Below are 18,767 nucleotides of genomic sequence, written 5' to 3'. Positions count from 1 at the left end.
GTCTAAGGCGGATAATGACCCGTGGTTCCGGCGCGTCAAGCCTTGTGTTGCGCTGCAAAATAGCTGGCGAGTAACCGATGCGTGATCCGCTCAAGCGCAGCGAGGTCCGCGACGGCAACGCATTCGTCGATCTGGTGCATCGTCTTGCCGACGACACCGTATTCGACAACGGGGCAATAGCTCTTGATGAACCGGGCGTCGGAGGTGCCGCCGGTCGTCGAAAGCTGCGGCCGCTTGCCGGTCTCGGCGGCGACGGCATCCGCGACCATGGCTACGAAGGGGCCGGGTTCGGTCAGGAAGGCGACGGCATTGGTCGGCTGGAAGTCGATCTCGTAGCGCACGGTGTTGCCCGCCGCCTCCCGCAGGCGCCGGTCAAGCTCTGCCGCGAGGGTCTCCGGCGTCCAGACGTCGTTGAAGCGGATGTTGAAGACGGCCCTGGCCTGGGCGGGGATGACGTTCGTCGCGGGGTTGCCGACATCGAGCGTCGTCACTTCGAGGTTGCTCGGGTCGAAATGCTCGGTACCGGCGTCGAGAGGGGTGGCGTCGAGCGCCGCCAGCAGCCGGACCATGCCGCGGATCGGATTGTCGGCGAGATGCGGGTAGCCGACATGGCCCTGGATGCCGTGGACGGTGAGCTTGCCGGTCAGCGAGCCGCGACGGCCGATCTTGATCATGTCGCTCATCGTCGCCGGATTTGTCGGCTCGCCGAGGATACAGTGGTCGAAGCGCTCGCCGCGCTCATGCGCCCATTGCAGCAGCTTCACCGTGCCGTTGACGGCTGGTCCCTCTTCGTCGCCGGTGACGAGAAAGGCGATCGAGCCGGGCGCATCGGGATTCTCGCGGCGATAACGGATCGCAGCCGAGACCATGGCGGCGAGCCCGCCCTTCATGTCGCAGGCGCCGCGTCCATAAAGGATGCCGTTCTCGATCGCGCCATCGAAGGGCGCGCGTGTCCAGGCGGCCTCATCGCCGACGGGCACGACGTCGGTATGCCCGGCGATGACGAAGACCGGGGCCCGGTTACCGATGCGGGCATAGAGATTCTCGACATCCGGCGTGCCCGGCTCGCTGAAGACCGGGCGCTGCACCTCATAGCCCTCGGCCACCAGAACGGAGGCGAGCAGGGCGAGCGCGCCGCCTTCCTGCGGCGTGACGGAGGGGCAGCGTACCAGCGCCTGCGTGAGCGCAGCCGGATCGGCCGGGTCGAAGGAAAGGGCAGGGGCTGAAGCGGCAGGTGCGTTCGTCATGCCGCCGCTTTAGCGCGCTTTCGGCCTAGCGGGAACCGGCCTCGACCGCGACCAGCGCTTCTGCCGGCTCGTTCCGGGCTGAAGGCATCAGACCGAGATCGATGAAAGCGACGACCCACGCGATGGTCGAGATCGCTTCCAGTGAAGGGCGCCAGCCGAATGGCATGTAGAACCGCAGGTACTCCGGCAGCACGATCGCGCAGACCAGCAAGACGCCGAAGAGCGAGCTGCCGCCCCGGTCGGCGGCGCGCTTGGCGGCCAGCGCCGCCCAGGGAAACAGCGCGAAGGCGTTCGCGAAGGCGAGGACGGTTCGCGCGGTCTGAGGAACCATCAGCTGGGGCAGGATCCTTTGCAGCGCAAACAGCGTGAGCGCCACGACGGCACTGCCGAGCCAGAAGGCGCGCAAACCGATGCGGCCATCGAGATCGCAGAAAAGGCGAATCGGGGACATGCGTCGCGCTCCGTTGCCGCCCCTTTTCGCATGTCTTAACGAAAGCTTGAAGCTTATAGTGAATAAAAGGTTAACGGTGTGGTCAGCCAGTTGTGCCAAATCAGAAAAGGCTTGAACCGGCGATACGGGGTCGCTAGCTGCGGAAGGCGCGTCGTTGCGGCGCGGTCTGCCGCCGTTCCATTCCGTGGGTACCGTTGAAGGGCGCCTCAGCGCGGCCCGAGTGAGGTTTCGAGCATGACCATCCGTTTTCATCGCGGCGATCTGCCTGACGGTTATGAGGCCGGCTCGAGCGTCGCGATCGACACCGAGACGCTCGGCCTCAACCCGCATCGCGATCGGCTTTGCGTGGTCCAGCTCTCGCGTGGTGACGGTACGGCGGACGTCGTCCAGATCCTGAAGGGTGGCGAGCGGCCCAAGAACCTGATCCGCCTGCTCGAAGATCCGGCCGTGCTGAAGCTCTTCCACTTCGCGCGCTTCGACGTTGCGGTGTTGCGCCACGCTTTCGGAGTGGTCACGACTCCGGTCTACTGCACCAAGATCGCCTCGAAGCTGACCCGCACCTACACGGATCGTCACGGACTGAAGGATCTGGTGCGCGAGCTGCTCGGCGTCGAGCTCTCGAAACAGCAGCAATCTTCCGACTGGGGGGCGGATACGCTCAGCGAGGCCCAGCTCGCTTACGCAGCCTCCGACGTGCTGCACCTGCACGCGCTCCACGCCAAGCTCGAGGCGATGCTGGCGCGCGAGGGTCGCGGCGATCTCGCCCAGGCCTGCTTCAAGTTCCTGCCTTACCGTGCGGAGCTCGATCTGGCCGGCTGGAGCGAGACCGACATCTTCGCTCACACTTGACAATTTCGAAGGGTTCTTGCGTCAGTCTGCCGCGAAGATTGGCGCAAGGGGCGCGCCCGTCCGGTCTGGAGCGAGCGGCGCGGGGGCGCGTTGCGGTTCGCCCGGCGACACGAAAAAGCCGTGAGCGGCTGCCATTGCGCGGGGCATGACTGTGGCAATGACCTTGAACGACCCGGCGGGGAGGATTTCCGCGCAGGCGCTGCGCCGCCGTGCGGCCTTTGCTGCCGCGCGCCGTCACACCCGGGCCGTTCACATCCTGCGCAAGCTGATCCCTGTGACCGCGGTGACGCTGGTGGTTGCGCTGGTCGTCGTCCCCTTCCTCAATCCGCTCCGCGGCAAGCTCGCCAATGTCTCGGTCAGTTCGGTCGGCATCACCGGCGGCAAGGTCCGGATGGAGACGCCGAAGCTCTCCGGCTACCGCAAGAATAACCGGCCCTATCAGGTCACGGCCGAGAACGCCTTTCAGGAAATCAAGAATCCGACGCAAATCGAGCTGCAGATCTTGACCGCGCGCATCCAGATGGAGCGCGAGGGCTGGGTGACGGTCAATGCGAAGACCGGACTGTTCGATACGCAGAAGGAAAAGCTCAAGCTCGTCGACGACGTGAAGGTTCGTACCGAGAGCGGCCACGACATGCAGATGAAGACGGCCGATATCGACTTCAAATCCGGCGCCGTGACTTCGCAGGAGCCGGTCAAGGTCTCTCTCGGCGAGACGACGGTGGACGCCAACACGCTTGACGTGAAGAACAATGGCGAGTTGATCGTCTTCGAGGGGCGAGTCCGGGTCTTCATCAGGAACGCGCCAGCAGGTACGATCGCCGGGCCCGAGCGCGAGGGCAGCACGCCGATGCTGGAACTGCTGAACGCGAATCGGGTGGCTCCGGCAGGCGACACGCCCGCCAACGATGCTGGCAACGGGAAGAGACAGTGACATGAGCACGGCAAGCCACAGTTTCCGTTTCGCCAAGGAATTCCGCGCTGCCGCCTTGCTGTTGGCCGCGGGCTTCGCCATGGCAGCAGCCCCGCAGGCGGCTCTTGCGCAGGCCGCGCAGGGCAAGGCGCGCGGCGGCAATGCCTCTTCTCCGCTCGGCGGTCTCGGCGGCGACAGCAAGGAGCCGATCAAGATCGATGCCGACAAGCTCGATGTGCTCGACAAGGAGAACAAGGCCGTCTTCACCGGCAATGTCGTGGCGGTTCAGGGCGAGACCACGGTTCGCTGTTCGGTGATGACCGTGCTCTACGAAGGGCGTGCCGGCGGCCAGGGCGGCGCTGGCGCTGCCAAGCCCGCTGCCGCGACTCCGGCCGCGCCGAACAGCAATGACAGCTCGATCAAGCGCATCCTCTGCAAGGGGCCGGTGACGGTCGTGTCCAAGACCCAGGCCGCGACCTCCGACAATGCCGAGTTCGACCGCGCAAACAATGTCGTGATCATGACCGGCAACGTCGCCCTGAACGATGGCCCGAACATCACTCGCGGCGAGAAGCTGACCTACAACACGGTCACCGGCGTCGCGAATGTCGAGACCAACAAGGGCGGCCGCGTCCAGGGCTTCTTCGTGCCGAACTCGGATACGAACAAGCCCGACGCGAACAAGCCGGGCGCCAAGCCGGCCCCCAAGCCGACCAACTGAGCCCCCAACCGATCGTGCCGCAGTGACTGTCTCCGAAGCACCTCGCCCCGCCACCATGCCCGCACGGACCCAGGCCCCGAGCCCGGGCGGAGTGTTCGGCCGCCTGCGCGGGCTTTTTGGCGGCGGAAACCGCGCCGCAGGCGAGGGCGCGTTTGGCGCCACGGCTGCTGCGATCGGCGGGCCGGGAATCCTCGCCGTCAGCAATCTGCGCAAGAGCTATGGCGGCCGCACCGTGGTGTCGGATGCCAGCCTCTCTCTGCGCCAGGGAGAAGCCGTCGGCCTGCTCGGCCCGAACGGCGCCGGCAAGACCACGATCTTCTACATGATCACCGGCCTGGTCGGTGCCGATTTCGGTGTCATTTCGCTCGAAGGCAACGACATCACCGGGCTGCCGATGTACCAGCGCGCCCGCCTCGGTATCGGCTATCTGCCGCAGGAGGCCTCGATCTTCCGCGGACTGTCGGTGGAGGACAACATCCGTTCCGTGCTCGAGGTGGTCGAGCCCGACCGCAAGGCGCGCGAGCGCCAGCTCGACCAACTGCTCGAGGAGTTCACCATTTCGCGGCTGCGCAAGGCGCCGTCGATCGCGCTCTCCGGTGGTGAGCGTCGTCGCTGCGAGATCGCCCGCGCGCTTGCCGGAAAGCCCTCCTTCATCCTGCTCGACGAGCCCTTCGCCGGCATCGATCCGATCGCGGTCGGCGACATTCAGGCGCTGGTGCGCCAGCTGACCGACCGCGGCATCGGCGTGCTCATCACCGATCACAACGTCCGCGAAACGCTCGGCCTCGTCGACCGCGCCTACATCATCCATTCCGGCCGCGTGCTGACGGAAGGCTCGCCGGCCGAGATCATCGCCAATCCCGATGTCCGCCGTGTGTATCTCGGCGAGGATTTCCGCCTTTAACCTGGGGCGCCTGCTTCGATTTGCGTCGTTTTGCTGCGGTGCATCAAATTTCCTGCCCACGAATGGGGCATGGGCTTTGACGCGGCGGTGAGCAGACGCTAGGGTCCTCTCGCAAGCAAGAAGCGTGCCGTGCGGCGCGTGATCGAGAAGGGCTTTTCGCGCATGGCAATGATGCCGCGCATGGAGTTGCGTCAGGGCCAGTCCCTGGTGATGACGCCGCAGTTGCTGCAGGCGATCAAGCTCCTGCAGCTCTCTCATCTGGAACTCCAGAACTTCGTCGACGGCGAGCTTGAACGGAACCCGTTGCTGGAGCGGGACGACGGCCCGGAAGCCCCGCTGGGCAGCGGCGCGGAGGCCGAGAGCCTGCATGCTGCCGATCCCGAGAGCTTTGCCCGTGCCGAAAGCCTGCATACCCAGGAGGGGATGGAGGGCCGGCTCGGCACCGGTCTCGACAATGTCTTTCAGAGCGAGCAGCCGAGCACGGCCCGCAGCGATTCAGGCGGCGCCGACAGCCTTCCGGTGATCGGTGGCGCCTATGGCTCGCGCGGCGGCTCCTTTGAGGACGGGCCGGAAGGCTTCGAGAGCGGGCTGACGGCCGAAGCCTCGCTGCACGATCATCTCAGCGCCCAGCTCGACCTCGCCGTTGCCGATCAGGCTGAGCGCATCATCGGCCGCCACCTCATCGATGCGGTCGATGACAGCGGCTATCTCGCCGAGCCCGTCCCGGACATTGCCGAACGTCTCGGCGTCGGCGCGGAGCGAGTGGAAGCCGTGCTGCGCATCGTCCAGAGCTTCGACCCCTCGGGCGTCGCGGCACGCGACGTTGCCGAATGTCTCGCGATCCAGCTGCGCGACCGCAACCGCTTCGATCCGGCGATGCAGGCTCTGCTGGCGAACCTCCACCTCGTCGCCAAGCGCGATTTTGCAGCGCTGAAGCGCGTCTGCGGCGTCGATGACGAGGATATCGCCGACATGGTCGCCGAGATCCGCCGGCTCGATCCCAAGCCCGGCCGGGCCTTCGGCGGCTCGGCGGCGGAGACGGTCGTTCCGGATGTCTTCATCCGCGCTGCGCCCGATGGCTCCTGGCTGATCGACCTCAACCCGGACACGCTGCCGCGCCTGCTCGTCAATCAGACTTATCATGCCCGCGTTTCCAAGGCGGCGCGCAACGACGAGGACAAGGCCTTCATCGCCGAATGTCTGCAGACGGCAAACTGGCTGACGCGTTCGCTGGAGCAGCGCGCCCGTACGATCCTGAAGGTTGCAAGCGAAATCGTGCGCCAGCAGGACGGCTTTTTCGCCTATGGCGTCGAGCATCTGCGCCCGCTCAACCTGAAGACGGTCGCCGACGCCATCGGCATGCACGAATCGACCGTCTCGCGCGTCACGTCGAACAAGTACCTGACCTGCTCGCGTGGCGTCTTCGAGATGAAGTACTTCTTCTCGGCGGCGATTGCGGCCACCGGCTATGGCGAGGCGCATTCGGCCGAGGCCGTGCGCTTCCGCATCAAGCAGATGATCGACGAGGAAAGTCCGCGCGACGTGCTCTCCGACGATGCCATCGTCACGAAGCTCAAGGCCACCGGCATCGACATCGCCCGGCGCACCGTCGCGAAATACCGGGAATCGCTGCGCATTCCCTCATCGATGGAGCGGCGGCGGGAGAAGGTTGCGATGGCGGCCGCAGGGCGTTGAGCAATTTGGTTCCAAAACGCCGGCGCATCGGCGCCATGCTGCCCTTGTCACATTGACATCCCGGACTCGCAGTTCTTAGCTCTTGGAGATGGCCAAGCACTGGCCATGGCTAAACAAGGGGAAGCAGTCCATGAGCTTGCGAATCTCCGGCAAGAATCTCGATGTCGGCGAGGCCCTGCGCGGCCAGGCCGAAGAGCGGGTCGCTGCAGCCGTCAGCAAATACTACGAGGGCGGCTATCAGGGACACGTCACGGTCGACAAGGACGGTACGGCCTTCCGTACCGACACCGTCATCCACCTCTCTTCGGGGATCACGCTGGAAGCCTCCGCCACCGCCCACGATCCCTATGCCAGCCTCGACAAGATGGCTGAGCGCATCGAGAAGCGGCTGCGACGCTACAAGCGTCGGCTGAAGGACCGTTCGACCGCCAACGGACGCGACGCCGGAATCGAAATCCCCAGTTATGTGATTGCGGCTCCGGATGACGATATCGAGGAGTTCGACGGTGTTTCCGCAGGCGATCACCCGGTGACCGTGGCCGAAACCACCAAATCGCTGCATGTTCTGACAGTCAGCGATGCGGTCGCGGAGCTCGACCTGACTGGTTCGCCCGTCATCATCTTCCGCCATGCTGGCAATGGCCGGATGAACATCGTATACCGCCGCCGCGACGGTAATATCGGCTGGATCGACCCGCCGGCATCGCTGTCCTGAGGCCGGCGGGGCGACCGCTCCGGCCGTCGAACCTTGAACCGTGCCGACGGCGTTTCGGCCGGCACGGGACATGCATGGACGGGCGAATGACGCTGACCGATCTCCTGAGCCCCGCCGCGGTGATTTCGCCACTGCGGGCCAACAGCAAGAAGCAGGCTCTGCAGGAGCTTGCCCAGCATGCCGCCGCCCTCACGGGCTTGCCCGATCGAGAGATCTTCGAGGCGCTGCTCCAACGTGAGCGCCTCGGCTCGACCGGGATCGGCGACGGCATCGCTATCCCGCACGGCCGCATGCCCGGCATCGACCGCCTGGTTGGGCTGTTCGCCCGCACCGAGAAGCCGATCGATTTCGACGCGCTCGACGGCCAGCCCGTCGACATCATCTTCGTGCTGATCGCGCCGGAGGGGGCAGGGGCCGACCATCTCAAGGCGCTGGCTCGCGTTGCGCGCGTGCTGCGCAACCAGTCGGTGCTGGAGCAGGTTCGCAAGATTCGTGACCCGGCGGCGATCCACGCCATCCTTGCCGAGTCGGCCACTCAGGCCGCCTGCGCTTAAACTCATTAAAGACTGCTTGGACGATGCCGGTCGACGGGCTATGACGCCGGCCATACGGCGCCGCGCGTCCGGCTGGAGACCGTTCTGATCCACAGCGAGCCTGTCGGTGGAGCGGTCTCTGTCCCAAATCGAGAGCGCAGCGCTTCATCGCTTCGGAGCCGCTGATCATGGCCTACACGCATGTCGATCTCTTCCCGCTCGGTGAGGACAAGACGCCCTATCGCAAACTCGGAAGTGAAGGCGTCAGCGTCGAGAAGGTCGGTGATCGCGAGGTCCTGAGCGTCTCCCGCGAGGCGATCCGCAAGCTCTCCGAACAAGCCTTCATCGACATCAACCACCTGCTGCGCCCGGGCCATCTGGCTCAGCTCGCCAAGATCCTCGACGACCCCGAGGCGACCTCGAACGACAAGTTCGTCGCCTATGACCTGCTGAAGAACGCCAATATCGCCGCCGGCGGCGTCCTGCCGATGTGTCAGGACACCGGCACGGCCATCGTCATGGGCAAGAAGGGCCGGAAGGTCTGGACTGACGGCGACGACGAATCGGCGCTCGGCGAGGGCGTCCATGACGCCTATCTCAAGCGCAACCTGCGCTATTCCCAGCTCGCGCCGCTCTCGATGTTCGAGGAGAAGAACACCGCGACCAACCTGCCGGCGCAGATCGACATCTACGCCGAGGGCGAGGATGCCTATAAGTTCCTCTTCGTCTGCAAGGGCGGTGGCTCCGCCAACAAGACCTTCCTCTACCAGGCGACGCCGTCGCTTCTCACCAAGGACCGCATGATGGCGTTCCTGAAGGAGAAGATCCTGACGCTCGGCACCGCGGCCTGCCCGCCCTACCACCTTGCCATCGTCATCGGCGGCACCTCTGCCGAGCAGAACCTCAAGACGGTGAAGCTCGCCTCGACCAAATATCTCGATGCGCTGCCGACGAAGGGCTCGCCCTCCGGCCATGCCTTCCGCGACCTTGAGATGGAGGAGGAGGTCCACAAGATGACGCAGGCGCTCGGCGTCGGCGCGCAGTTTGGCGGCAAATATTTCTGCCACGACGTCCGCGTCATCCGCCTGCCGCGCCATGGCGCCTCGCTGCCGATCGGGCTCGGCGTCTCCTGCTCGGCGGACCGCCAGGCCAAGGGCAAGATCACCAAGGACGGCATCTTCCTCGAGGCGCTGGAGACGGACCCCTCGAAATACCTGCCGGATGTCGACGAGGCGAAGCTCGGCGGCGATGTCGTGAAGATCGACCTCAATCAGCCGATGAGCGAGATCCTGGCGACGCTGAGCAAGCATCCCGTCAAGACCCGCCTGTCGCTGACCGGCACCATCGTCGTCGCCCGCGACCTCGCCCACGCCAAGATCCGCGAACGGCTTGAGCGCGGCGAGGGCATGCCCGAGTATTTCAAGAACCATCCCGTCTACTATGCCGGCCCGGCCAAGACACCGGAGGGTTTCGCCTCCGGCTCCTTCGGCCCGACCACGGCCGGCCGCATGGATTCCTTCGTCGACCAGTTCCAGTCCTTCGGCGGCTCCATGGTGATGCTGGCCAAGGGCAACAGGTCCGCAGCGGTCCGGGAAGCCTGCAAGGCCCATGGCGGCTTCTATCTCGGCTCGATCGGCGGCCCGGCGGCGCGCCTCGCGCAGGACTGCATTCGCAAGGTCGAGGTCCTGGAATATCCGGAACTCGGCATGGAAGCGGTCTGGAAGATCGAGGTCGAGGATTTCCCGGCCTTCATCGTCATCGACGACAAGGGCAACGACTTCTTCAAGGAGCTGAACCTCGGATGAGGACTGCGCTGATCCTGGCGCTGCTGTCGGCTCTGCTTGCCGGTCCGGCGCTCGCCCAGCAGCCGCGCCCGGCAACCTGCTCGCGCGACCTGTTCCAGAACGAGGCCGGCTTCCGCTTGCAGCAGACCCGGCTCTCGGCCGCGGCCAGCGCCGATCAGGCGACCCAGTGCCGGGCTTTTCGCGAGCATGTCGGCTATCTCCAGAAGGCTCGCTCGGTCTTCGCCGCCTGCCAGAGCGGGGCGGAGCGCGAGCGCAATGTCGCGGAGATGGATTCCGAGTTGGTGAACTACCGCGCCCTCCTCGCCAATCGCTGCGGCGGGCGCTGAGGCCCTTTCGTATCGCTCGAACCGAAGGCTCTCCGATGACCGACCAGCCCGAAGCGCCGCTCCAGATCGCCGTCGTGCCGGTGACGGCGTTCCAGCAGAACTGCTCCATCCTCTGGGACACGAAGACCAAGCAGGCCGCCATCGTCGATCCCGGCGGCGACGCGCCGCGCTTGCAGGAAGCCCTGAAGGAGCTCGGCGTCACACCGGTCGCGATCTGGCTAACGCATGGCCATCTCGACCATGCGGGTGGCGCCACCGAGCTCGCCGAGGCGCTCTCGCTGCCGATCATCGGCCCGCATGAGGCCGACCGGTTCCTGCTCGATGCCCTGCCGGAGCAGGGCCTGCGCTTCGATATCCTCGGCATGAAGGCGGTGAAGCCGACGCGCTGGCTGCAGGAGGGCGACGAAGTCTCGCTCGGCGGCCTGACCTTCTCGGTCCAGCACGTCCCCGGCCATACGCCGGGCCATGTCACCTTCTTCCAGAAGGATCTGCGCTTCCTGCTCGCCGGCGATACGGTCTTCGCCGGCTCCGTCGGCCGCACCGATTTCCCTTATGGCAATCACGAGACGCTGATCTCGGGGATCAGGGAAAAGCTCCTGCCGCTCGGTGACGACGTGCAGTTCCTGCCCGGACACGGCCAGGCCAGCACGTTGGGCGAGGAGCGGCTGAACAACCCCTTCCTGCAGGGCTAGAGCCGGATGCGATCAGGTTGAAACAACCTGATCGGCGCGTGCTCCAGCGTCTGTTTTGGAGTGTGGAGCCATCATCATTCGAGACGCCGTTCCTGCCGGAACGGCTCCTCAGGACGAGGGCTGAGCAGATCCTAGAGGCCGGGCGCTGCTTCAGGCTGCCGGGGCGGCGAACTGATCGAAGGCGCGCAGCGCATCCGCGGCATACATCAGGGCCGGGCCGCCGCCCATATAGACCGACATCGCCGCGACTTCGGCGATCTCCTGGCGCGAGGCGCCGAGCCCGGCCAAGGCTTTGGCATGGAAGCCAATGCAGCCGTCGCAGCGCTGCGTGATGCCGATGGCGAGCGCGATGAACTCCTTGCTCTTCTTGTCGAGCGCGCCATCGGCGCCGGCCGCCTGCGCGAGGGTGCTGAAGCCCTTCATCGCCTCCGGCTGGAGCCCACGCAGCTCGCGCATATAGGCGGAAATATCCTGGGTGATGGTGCGGTAGTCCTTGCTCATGGTGATGTCGATCCTTGACAGTTTATATTTTTATAATATCATAAAAACATGAATTATGAAACGAAGCAAGAGCCGGCGCTGGCCGAGGCGATGGCTGAGAAGGCCGAAGGGGTGGCGGGCTTCCTGAAGGGGCTCGCCAATCCGCAGCGACTGCTGATCCTCTGCGCCTTGTCGAAGGGCGAGCGCAGCGTCGGCGAACTGATCGCCGAAACCGCCATCGCGCAGACCTCGATGTCCCAGCATCTGGCGAAGTTGAAGGCGGAGGGCATCGTCGATTTCCGGCGTGACCACCGAACCCTGCACTATTTCATCGCCCATCCGGCCGTGATGGAGCTGATGGGGGTGCTCTACGTCCACTTCTGCGGAAGGCAGCCATCATGACCCGTTCCCTTTCCCCGCAAGAGGCGCAGCGTCAGCTGGCCGCTGGCGAAGCGCTCCTGATCGATGTGCGCGAGCCGGCCGAATTTGCCGCCAGCCATATCCCGCTCGCGGTCTCCCTGCCGCTGAGCGGCTTGCCGGGCGCGCTGGCGCAACTGCCCCGCGACCGGACGCTGATCTTCCAGTGCCAGAGCGGTATGCGAAGTGCTCAGGCCTGCGCGCTTGCCGCCCAGCGGGCGGAGAGCGTCAGCCTCGATGGCGGCATCGTCGCCTGGCGGGCCGCTGGCTTGCCGATCGTCGGCAACGCCGGTCCGCGGCTGTCGATCTTCCGCCAGGTTCAGATGATCGTCGGAATGATGGTCGCGCTCCTGGTCCTCGCCGGCTTTGCCGGTCTGACTGTGGCTTTCGCCATTGCCGGGATCATGGGGGCGATGCTGGCCTTTGCCGGTGCGACGGGCTGGTGCGGACTGGCCATGCTGCTCGCGCGCATGCCTTGGAACCGCGCGGCGCCCGCATCATAGCGGCGCCAAAACGCCAACGGCCATGCGGCGGGAACGGTGCACGTGCATCGGCCTCCCATGTTCGGCTCATGGTCGTCGTCAATCGCGATGAAACGCCGCACGATCGCTTACTGCGAGCGTGACCGGCACATCCGCATCGCTTCGCGGCGGTGCGGGCTGCCGCCGCTGAAGCTGTCGCGCCCCGTGAAGGGCCGTGTCACTGGCAGACCAGCACGCGGCGAGCGACGACATAGCCCCACGGATCGAAACTGCGCCGCCACACATAGTAGCAGTCGTCGCCATAATAGCTGTTGTAGTAGTAGGGCGCTCCCACGCCGAACGCGAAGGCCGGACCGTAGAAGAAGCGGTTATTGTAGAACCGCCGGTCATGGAAGAACACCGCCCGGTTGGCAAAGCCTGGCCGGACGAAGCCGGGGCCCACGAATGCCGGGCGCGCAAAACCCTGACGCGCGAACCCGCCGCCCCCGAAACCGCGCATCGGGACACCGCCGCCGCGAAAGGCCATGCCGCCACCATGGAAGCTGCCGCCGCCATGGAACGCCATGCCGCCACCGCCAAAGCCGCCGCCACCGAACCGCGCCTCGGCGGGGGCCGACCATGCGATGACGCCCATGGAGAGCGCTGCCGCGGCGAAAGCCGTGACAACCATCTTGTTGCTGCTGAAGGTTGAGATCATGACGAACCTCCCATCAAATGAGCCTCGCCTCACACTCAATCTGCGCTTTTTGATATGAACATACAATGAACATTGCGCGCGCTTCCGTCCCCGGGCGCAAGAAAAAGCCCGCAGCGCCAGGGCGCTACGGGCATTCTAAAAGCCAACGGCCATGTCCGGAACGGGCGCGCGTACATCCGGCGTCACACGTTCGGCTCATGGCCGTCTTCAACGAAGATGGAGAGCAGTGGAACGCCCTCGATACATCATCGTGACCCTGAGATGGGAAGGCTGGTCGCCGATTACAAGCCCTCGGTGGCCGACGATTTCCGCCACTCGTAAAGCGCGTCCGGCTCGCCCTCCTCGTTGCGCGTGCCGTCATTGAGATCGACGAGGCGGAAGCCATGGCGTTCATAGAAGGCCCGCGCGGCCGTATTCCGCTGGAAAGTGAACAGGCTGAGGCCGTCGGGGCTGCGTTCTCTGGCCTTGGCAAGCAGGAGCGAGCCGATGCCGCGCCTGAAATGCCCGGGCAGCAGATAGAGCTGGTCGAGTTCCCCGCCGTCGAGTGACAAGAAGCCGAGGATGCGCCCGGCCTCGCGTGCGACCCAGGTCTCGCCCGTGGGCAGCCTCACGGCCTCGATCCAGCCCCGTATCTCCTCGTCGCTATGGCAGCGGCGCAGATAGGGCAGGGCTTCGGTGCGCGAGGCCAGATAAAGCGCGGCAATCTCCCCGGCATCCCGGGGAGAGGCGCGTTCGATCGTGATCGCAGGCGCCGCGGGCATGCCCCGGCCCGTTCTAGCCTCAGGCGTCGAAGACGCCGAGCAGGAAGTCCTGCTTGCCGATCTGGAAGCCGTTCTCGCGCAGGATGTCGTAGGCCGTCGTGGCGTGGAAATAGAAGTTCGGGATGGCGAAGCGGGTGAGATAGGCCTCGCCTGTCATCGTCACGGTTGCCGAGGGGCCACGCGGGAAGGTGACCTCGCGGGAAAGCCCGGCATCGAGAGCGGCGCTGTCGGCGGCGGCGACGAAGGCCAGCGTCTTGGCGATGCGCTCCTTCAGCTCCGGGAAGCTCTTCTCCTCGTCGGGGAAGCGCGGGTTGTCGCCGCCCGAGAGCCGCGCCACGGCGTTCTTGGCGAAATCGCAGCAGAGCTGGATCTGGCGGGTGAAGGCCAGCATGTCGGGAGCGAGACGCGCCGTCAGCAGCACTTCGGGCTGGATCTTGCGGGTCTCGGCCTGCTCCAGGGCTTTGTCGAGAATGGCGTCGAGCGCCTTGAGCGTCTGCACGAAGCCGGAAAGGGCGGCGGCCTGGACTGTGAGTGGCATGGGAAACCTCGAAACGACAACGGGCCCGGAAAGGGCCCGCTGCGCATCGTTATAAAGAATATTCTTTCAGCTTGCTCTGCTCCAGCAGATCAATCCTTCGCGCGCTCGACATAGGAGCCGTCGGCCGTCATCACGACGATGCGGGTGCCGACGCCAACATGCGGCGGCACGGCGCTGCGCACGCCGTTGGAGAGGATCGCCGGCTTGTAGGAGGAGGAGGCCGTCTGGCCCTTGGTCACCGGCTCGGTCTCGACGACCTCGAGCGTGACGCGCTGCGGCAGCTCGATCGCCACGGCCTTGTCCTCGAACACCGAGAGCGAGACCTTCATGTTCTCCTGGAGATAAGGGGCCGCGTCGCCCACGACGTCCTTGTCGACATGGATCTGGTCGTAGGTCTCCGGGTTCATGAAGACGTACTGTTCGCCGTCCTGATAGAGATAGGTGAAGTCGCGGTCTTCGACATAGGCGCGCTCGACCTGCTCGGTCGTCTTGTAGCGCTGCGTCATCTTCACGCCGTCGGCGATGCGGCGCATGTCGATCTGCGTCGTCGGCGTGCCCTTGCCGGGGAAGAAGCTCTCGGCCGAAATGACGGTGCAGAGATGCCCGTCGAGCTCGAGGACGTTGCCCTTGCGGACGGAAGAGGCGATGACCTTGACCACGTGAATGTCCTTGCTGGTGCGCGGCGTTCTCGCGCGCTATGCGAATTCCTGTCGCCGCGCAACTACCGCATTCGCGCGCGAAACGGAAGCTTCCCGACGGTTCCGACGCGAGATTCGATGAGTTCGTCCCCCACGCCGTTCTGGCGCCCCGATGTTCATGCCGACCGCCGCCCGGCCCTTCTCGCCCGCGGGCGGATCAAGACGGCGCTCAGGCGCTGGTTCGAGGCGCGCGACTTCATCGAGGTCGAGGCGGCGATCCTGCAGCGCTCGCCCGGCAACGAGACGCATCTGCACGGCTTCGGCACGACGCTGATCGACAATGCCGCGCAGTCGCATCCCTATTACCTGCATACCTCGCCGGAATTTGCGGCCAAGAAGCTGCTGGCGGCCGGCGAGACGCGCATCTTCGATTTCGCCCGCGTCTTCCGCAACCGCGAGCGCACGGCACTGCACCACCCCGAATTTACGATGCTCGAATGGTATCGCGCTGGCGAGGATTACGCGGTGCTGATGCAGGATTGCGCCGCACTGATGGCCGAGGCGGCCCGCGCCGCCGGGGCGACCCTGCTGCGCTGGCGCGACAGCGAGGCTGATCCCCTCGCCGAGCCCGAGCGGCTCACGCTGCACGGTGCGTTCGCGCGCCATGCCGGCATCGACCTGCTTGCGACCGTCTCGCCCAACGGCGCGACGGACCGCGCCGCGCTGGCCGCTCAGGCGCTCGCCGCCGGCATCCGGCTGGCTGACGACGATAGCTGGTCGGACATCTTCAGCCGCGTGCTGTCCGAGCGCGTCGAACCGCATCTCGGCCGCGGCCGTGCCACGATCCTCTGCGAATACCCGATCAGCGAGGCCGCGCTCGCCCGGCCGAAGCCCGGCGATCCGCGCGTGGCCGAGCGCTTCGAGTTCTATGCCTGCGGTGTCGAGCTCGCCAATGCCTTCGGCGAGCTCACCGACCCGGCCGAGCAGCGCCGCCGTTTCGAGGCCGACATGGACGAGAAGGAGCGCATCTATGGCGAGCGCTATCCGATCGATGCCGATTTCCTGGAAGCGCTGGCGCTGATGCCGGCGGCGTCCGGCATTGCGCTCGGCTTCGACCGGCTCGTCATGCTCTGCACGGCTGCGCGTCGGATCGAGGATGTGCTCTGGACGCCGGTTGCGGAACCGGGCAGGGGAGGCGCATGACCGTTCACCAGCCCCCCGGAGGCCAGCCGCTGCGCAGCATCGACGCGCTCGTCGAGGCCGGGCTTGCCGCGCCCGAGCGTCGTGAAGCCCTGCAGAAGGTGGCGGAGCGCTATGCCGTCTCAGTGACACCAGCCGTCGCCGGGCTGGTCGATCCCACGGACCCGGCCGATCCGATTGCGCGCCAGTTCATTCCTGATGCCGCCGAACTCGTCACGCTGCCGCAGGAACTGGCCGATCCGATCGGCGACGACGCCCATTCGCCGGTCGAAGGCGTGGTGCATCGCTATCCCGACCGCGCCTTGCTCAAGCTCGTCCATGCCTGTCCGGTTTATTGCCGCTTCTGCTTCCGGCGCGAAATGGTCGGCCCGGGCGGTGACGCGCTGACCGGCGCCAAGCTCGACGCAGCGCTCGCCTATCTCGCCTCCCATCCCGAGATCTGGGAAGTCATCATGACCGGTGGCGATCCCTTCATCCTCTCCGCCCGCCGCATCCGCGAAGTCGCCAAGCGCCTTGCCAGCATCCCGCATATCAAGGTCGCGCGCTGGCACACCCGCGTGCCCGTCGTCGATCCCGGCCGGATCACGCCGGACTATGCCAGGGCGCTGCGCATCCCCGGCAAGGCGAGCTATATCGCTGTTCACGCCAACCATCCGCGCGAGTTCACGGATGACGCCCGCGCGGCCATCGCGACGCTGGCCGATGCCGGCCATGTGCTGCTCAGCCAGTCCGTGCTGCTCAAGGGCGTCAATGCCGATGTCGAGACGCTGGGTGCCCTGATGCGCGCCTTCGTCGAGAACCGGATCAAGCCCTATTACCTGCACCATCCCGACCTCGCGCCAGGCACCTCGCATTTCCGCCTGACGCTGGAGGAGGGGCAGGCCCTGGTCAAAAGCCTGCGCGGACACCTTTCGGGGCTGTGCCAGCCGACCTATATCCTCGACATCCCCGGCGGCGCCGGCAAGATTCCGGTCGGCCCTTCCTTCCTCTCCGGTTGCGAGATGCCGGGTGCGGAAGCCATCGCCGAAGACCGACATGGCGGGCAACATCGCTATCCGCCCGCCTGATACGAAGGACATCGACATGCAGGACAAGCTGCCGCTCGTGATCGTCTCGGACATTGCCTGTCCGTGGTGCTTCATCGGCAAGACGCGGCTGGAGACGGCGCTTGCCCGCCATGGGCTGACCGAGCGCTTCGCCATCACCTGGCTGCCCTATGAGCTCAACCCGGACATGCCCGATGAGGGCATGGACCGCACGCAGTATCTGGAGGCCAAGTTCGGCCCGGGCAAGCGCAAGGAAATCGAGCTGCGGCTGTCGGAAGCGGCGCTGGAGAGCGGCGTCACCTTCAACTGGGCGAAGGTGACGAAGAGCGTCAACACGCGCATGGCCCATATGCTGATCGCGGCTGCCTCGACGGTGCAGCGCGGCGGCGATATGGCAGCCGCCCTGTTCAAGGCCTATTGGCAGGATGGGCGCGACATTGGCGATATCGAGACGCTGGTCCAGATCGCCGTCGAACAGGGTTTCGACGAGCAGGCCGCCCGCGACGAACTCGCCAATGACGAGCTGCGCGAGACCGTGATCGGGCTGGAGGATCACGCCCGCAAGGTCGGCGTCAACGGCGTGCCCTTCTTCATCGTCGACGGCAAGCTCGCAATTTCGGGCGCGCAGCCGCCGGAGGTCTGGGCTCAGGCCTTCCAGCAGGTTCTGGCAGCGCAGCAGCAGCCGGAGATGCCGCAGTTCTGAGCGGCCGTGATCCTGGGGCGCGCCGTCAGGCGCGCGCCAGATGAACCAGGCCCGGCGCCGCGAGCGCAACGCCCGACAGGAACAGCAGGATGAAGACGATCCGCCGCAGCGCCGTTGGCGAGATGGCGGGTGGATAGCGCCGAGCGAGATGCGTCGCGGCCATGACGACCGGCACGGCGAGTAGCCCCGAGAGGACCGAGGGCGAGGGGATGTGGCCTGATGCAGCCACCAGCCCGGTGCGGCAGAGCGCATTGAGGGCGAACACCGTCACCAGCGTCTCGCGGATCGTCACCAGCGTCATCGGCTGCCGGTAGAAGTGGTAGACCAGCGGCGGGCCGGAGGTCGAGAACATCCCGCCCATCAGCCCGGCGACGCTGCCGAAGAACAGGAAGCTCGGCGCGCCGGACAGCCGCTCCCGCGGATGTGGCTTGCGCGCGAGCTGCAGGCTCGAGACGATGATGACGAAGCCGAGGGCCAGCCTCAGCAGATCGGCCTGGCTGTCGGCCAGCCATTCGAGCAACCGGTAGCCGATGAAGAGCGCGGGCAGGCTCGCGGCCATCACCATCCAGAATTCGCGCCAGGCGACGTCGCGCCAGCCCTTCAGCAGCATTTGCGTCGCGTTGACCAGGGTCAGCAGGCTGACGAGCATCGCTGCGTCGGGCAGCGAGATCAGCCCGGACAGTCCGACACCGCCCATGGTGATCAGGCCGAAGGCGAAGCCCGTCAGCGTCTGGGCATAGGCGGCAACGCCGGTCAGCAGCAGGAAGCCGATCAGCGCGGCCACGGACATCGTCGGCTGTCTCCAGAGAACGGAGCGCGAGCCCTAAAGCATCGGCGCCTCCGCCGGAATCCGTTTTCCGGCAAAGCTGATGTGCGCTGGCGGATCGCCATCGCCCTGTCATGGCGTTGTCGCGGTTGCGTTGCGATCAGGCCACGCCCGCGACCGTTCTGCCT

At 65.9% G+C, this 18,767-nt stretch carries 23 protein-coding genes; 15 read left to right on the top strand and 8 right to left on the bottom strand.

The window, feature by feature from the left end; all coding sequences use genetic code 11:
• Window positions 1–35 precede the first annotated feature (35 nt).
• Both dapE and AC1DNE_RS16910 read right to left on the bottom strand, forming a co-directional pair.
• On the bottom strand, window positions 36–1,247 hold the full coding sequence (dapE, locus tag AC1DNE_RS16915) for a succinyl-diaminopimelate desuccinylase (protein ID WP_476766826.1): 1,212 nt from the start codon (window positions 1,245–1,247) through the stop codon (window positions 36–38).
• Between the two features lie 25 nt (window positions 1,248–1,272).
• Window positions 1,273–1,698: a DUF805 domain-containing protein gene (locus AC1DNE_RS16910; RefSeq protein WP_476766825.1), complete on the bottom strand. Its 426-nt coding sequence runs from the start codon at window positions 1,696–1,698 to the stop codon at window positions 1,273–1,275.
• Between the two features lie 234 nt (window positions 1,699–1,932).
• Between AC1DNE_RS16910 and AC1DNE_RS16905 the strand changes: the two genes are divergently transcribed.
• The 10 genes from AC1DNE_RS16905 (at window position 1,933) to AC1DNE_RS16860 (ending at window position 10,851) form a co-directional block, all read left to right on the top strand.
• A complete protein-coding gene (locus tag AC1DNE_RS16905; RefSeq protein WP_476766824.1) occupies window positions 1,933–2,547 on the top strand; it encodes a ribonuclease D in 615 nt (204 codons plus the stop codon).
• 157 nt (window positions 2,548–2,704) lie between these two features.
• On the top strand, window positions 2,705–3,481 hold the full coding sequence (lptC, locus tag AC1DNE_RS16900) for an LPS export ABC transporter periplasmic protein LptC (protein WP_476766823.1): 777 nt from the start codon (window positions 2,705–2,707) through the stop codon (window positions 3,479–3,481).
• Between the two features lies 1 nt (window position 3,482).
• Window positions 3,483–4,181 (top strand): LptA/OstA family protein, encoded by a 699-nt coding sequence (locus AC1DNE_RS16895; RefSeq protein WP_441471520.1) that lies wholly within the window; start codon window positions 3,483–3,485, stop codon window positions 4,179–4,181.
• A 55-nt stretch (window positions 4,182–4,236) separates the two neighbouring features.
• Window positions 4,237–5,085: an LPS export ABC transporter ATP-binding protein gene (gene lptB, locus AC1DNE_RS16890; RefSeq protein WP_441471519.1), complete on the top strand. Its 849-nt coding sequence runs from the start codon at window positions 4,237–4,239 to the stop codon at window positions 5,083–5,085.
• A 162-nt stretch (window positions 5,086–5,247) separates the two neighbouring features.
• The gene (rpoN, locus tag AC1DNE_RS16885) at window positions 5,248–6,780 is read left to right on the top strand and encodes an RNA polymerase factor sigma-54 (protein ID WP_476766843.1); all 1,533 of its coding nucleotides are present in this window, start codon (window positions 5,248–5,250) and stop codon (window positions 6,778–6,780) included.
• 88 nt (window positions 6,781–6,868) lie between these two features.
• Entirely contained in the window at window positions 6,869–7,495 is a 627-nt protein-coding gene (gene hpf / locus AC1DNE_RS16880) for a ribosome hibernation-promoting factor, HPF/YfiA family (protein WP_441471517.1), read from the top strand.
• 86 nt (window positions 7,496–7,581) lie between these two features.
• Window positions 7,582–8,049: a PTS IIA-like nitrogen regulatory protein PtsN gene (gene ptsN, locus AC1DNE_RS16875; protein ID WP_441471516.1), complete on the top strand. Its 468-nt coding sequence runs from the start codon at window positions 7,582–7,584 to the stop codon at window positions 8,047–8,049.
• Window positions 8,050–8,216: 167 nt separating this feature from the next.
• Complete coding sequence (locus AC1DNE_RS16870; RefSeq protein ID WP_441471515.1) at window positions 8,217–9,833, top strand: fumarate hydratase; 1,617 nt, start codon at window positions 8,217–8,219, stop codon at window positions 9,831–9,833.
• Window positions 9,830–10,159: a hypothetical protein gene (locus AC1DNE_RS16865; RefSeq protein WP_476766822.1), complete on the top strand. Its 330-nt coding sequence runs from the start codon at window positions 9,830–9,832 to the stop codon at window positions 10,157–10,159. Before AC1DNE_RS16870 ends, AC1DNE_RS16865 begins: the two co-directional genes overlap by 4 nt.
• 35 nt (window positions 10,160–10,194) lie before the next feature.
• On the top strand, window positions 10,195–10,851 hold the full coding sequence (locus AC1DNE_RS16860) for an MBL fold metallo-hydrolase (protein ID WP_476766821.1): 657 nt from the start codon (window positions 10,195–10,197) through the stop codon (window positions 10,849–10,851).
• Window positions 10,852–11,001: 150 nt separating this feature from the next.
• Here the strand turns inward: AC1DNE_RS16860 and AC1DNE_RS16855 are convergent, their stop codons facing one another.
• Window positions 11,002–11,352 (bottom strand): carboxymuconolactone decarboxylase family protein, encoded by a 351-nt coding sequence (locus AC1DNE_RS16855; RefSeq protein WP_441471512.1) that lies wholly within the window; start codon window positions 11,350–11,352, stop codon window positions 11,002–11,004.
• Window positions 11,353–11,400: 48 nt separating this feature from the next.
• Here AC1DNE_RS16855 and AC1DNE_RS16850 point away from each other — a divergent pair, with 48 nt between their 5' ends.
• Together AC1DNE_RS16850 and AC1DNE_RS16845 are read left to right on the top strand one after the other, a co-directional pair.
• Entirely contained in the window at window positions 11,401–11,733 is a 333-nt protein-coding gene (locus AC1DNE_RS16850; RefSeq protein WP_441471511.1) for an ArsR/SmtB family transcription factor, read from the top strand.
• Window positions 11,730–12,251, top strand: a complete 522-nt coding sequence (locus tag AC1DNE_RS16845) for a rhodanese-like domain-containing protein (RefSeq protein WP_441471510.1) — start codon at window positions 11,730–11,732, stop codon at window positions 12,249–12,251. Before AC1DNE_RS16850 ends, AC1DNE_RS16845 begins: the two co-directional genes overlap by 4 nt.
• A 196-nt stretch (window positions 12,252–12,447) precedes the next feature.
• On the opposite strand, the gene AC1DNE_RS16840 is transcribed toward AC1DNE_RS16845, so the two are convergent.
• From AC1DNE_RS16840 to efp, 4 genes are all read right to left on the bottom strand, one after another.
• Window positions 12,448–12,927: a hypothetical protein gene (locus AC1DNE_RS16840; protein ID WP_441471509.1), complete on the bottom strand. Its 480-nt coding sequence runs from the start codon at window positions 12,925–12,927 to the stop codon at window positions 12,448–12,450.
• Between the two features lie 281 nt (window positions 12,928–13,208).
• Window positions 13,209–13,688 carry a GNAT family N-acetyltransferase gene (locus tag AC1DNE_RS16835; RefSeq protein ID WP_441471508.1) on the bottom strand — a complete coding sequence of 160 codons (480 nt, stop codon included), beginning with the start codon at window positions 13,686–13,688 and terminating at the stop codon, window positions 13,209–13,211.
• Window positions 13,689–13,707: 19 nt separating this feature from the next.
• Window positions 13,708–14,226 carry a DUF1993 domain-containing protein gene (locus AC1DNE_RS16830; protein ID WP_441471507.1) on the bottom strand — a complete coding sequence of 173 codons (519 nt, stop codon included), beginning with the start codon at window positions 14,224–14,226 and terminating at the stop codon, window positions 13,708–13,710.
• An 89-nt stretch (window positions 14,227–14,315) separates the two neighbouring features.
• Window positions 14,316–14,885 (bottom strand): elongation factor P, encoded by a 570-nt coding sequence (gene efp / locus AC1DNE_RS16825; RefSeq protein WP_441471506.1) that lies wholly within the window; start codon window positions 14,883–14,885, stop codon window positions 14,316–14,318.
• Between the two features lie 117 nt (window positions 14,886–15,002).
• Between efp and epmA the strand changes: the two genes are divergently transcribed.
• Genes epmA through AC1DNE_RS16810 form a run of 3 tightly spaced genes read left to right on the top strand, consistent with a single transcriptional unit; the run spans window position 15,003 to window position 17,813 of the window.
• Complete coding sequence (gene epmA / locus AC1DNE_RS16820; protein WP_441471505.1) at window positions 15,003–16,067, top strand: EF-P lysine aminoacylase EpmA; 1,065 nt, start codon at window positions 15,003–15,005, stop codon at window positions 16,065–16,067.
• Complete coding sequence (locus tag AC1DNE_RS16815) at window positions 16,064–17,131, top strand: lysine-2,3-aminomutase-like protein (RefSeq protein WP_476766820.1); 1,068 nt, start codon at window positions 16,064–16,066, stop codon at window positions 17,129–17,131. Before epmA ends, AC1DNE_RS16815 begins: the two co-directional genes overlap by 4 nt.
• Window positions 17,100–17,813: a DsbA family oxidoreductase gene (locus AC1DNE_RS16810; RefSeq protein WP_476766819.1), complete on the top strand. Its 714-nt coding sequence runs from the start codon at window positions 17,100–17,102 to the stop codon at window positions 17,811–17,813. Before AC1DNE_RS16815 ends, AC1DNE_RS16810 begins: the two co-directional genes overlap by 32 nt.
• Window positions 17,814–17,838: 25 nt before the next feature.
• Here AC1DNE_RS16810 and AC1DNE_RS16805 read toward each other — a convergent pair whose 3' ends face one another.
• Complete coding sequence (locus AC1DNE_RS16805) at window positions 17,839–18,603, bottom strand: TSUP family transporter (RefSeq protein ID WP_476841127.1); 765 nt, start codon at window positions 18,601–18,603, stop codon at window positions 17,839–17,841.
• Window positions 18,604–18,767 lie beyond the last annotated feature (164 nt).

This window comes from Allobosea sp. 05L423 (assembly GCF_056397745.1).
Note: the sequence above shows the minus strand (reverse complement) of the source record. Positions and strands in the feature narration are given on the sequence as shown.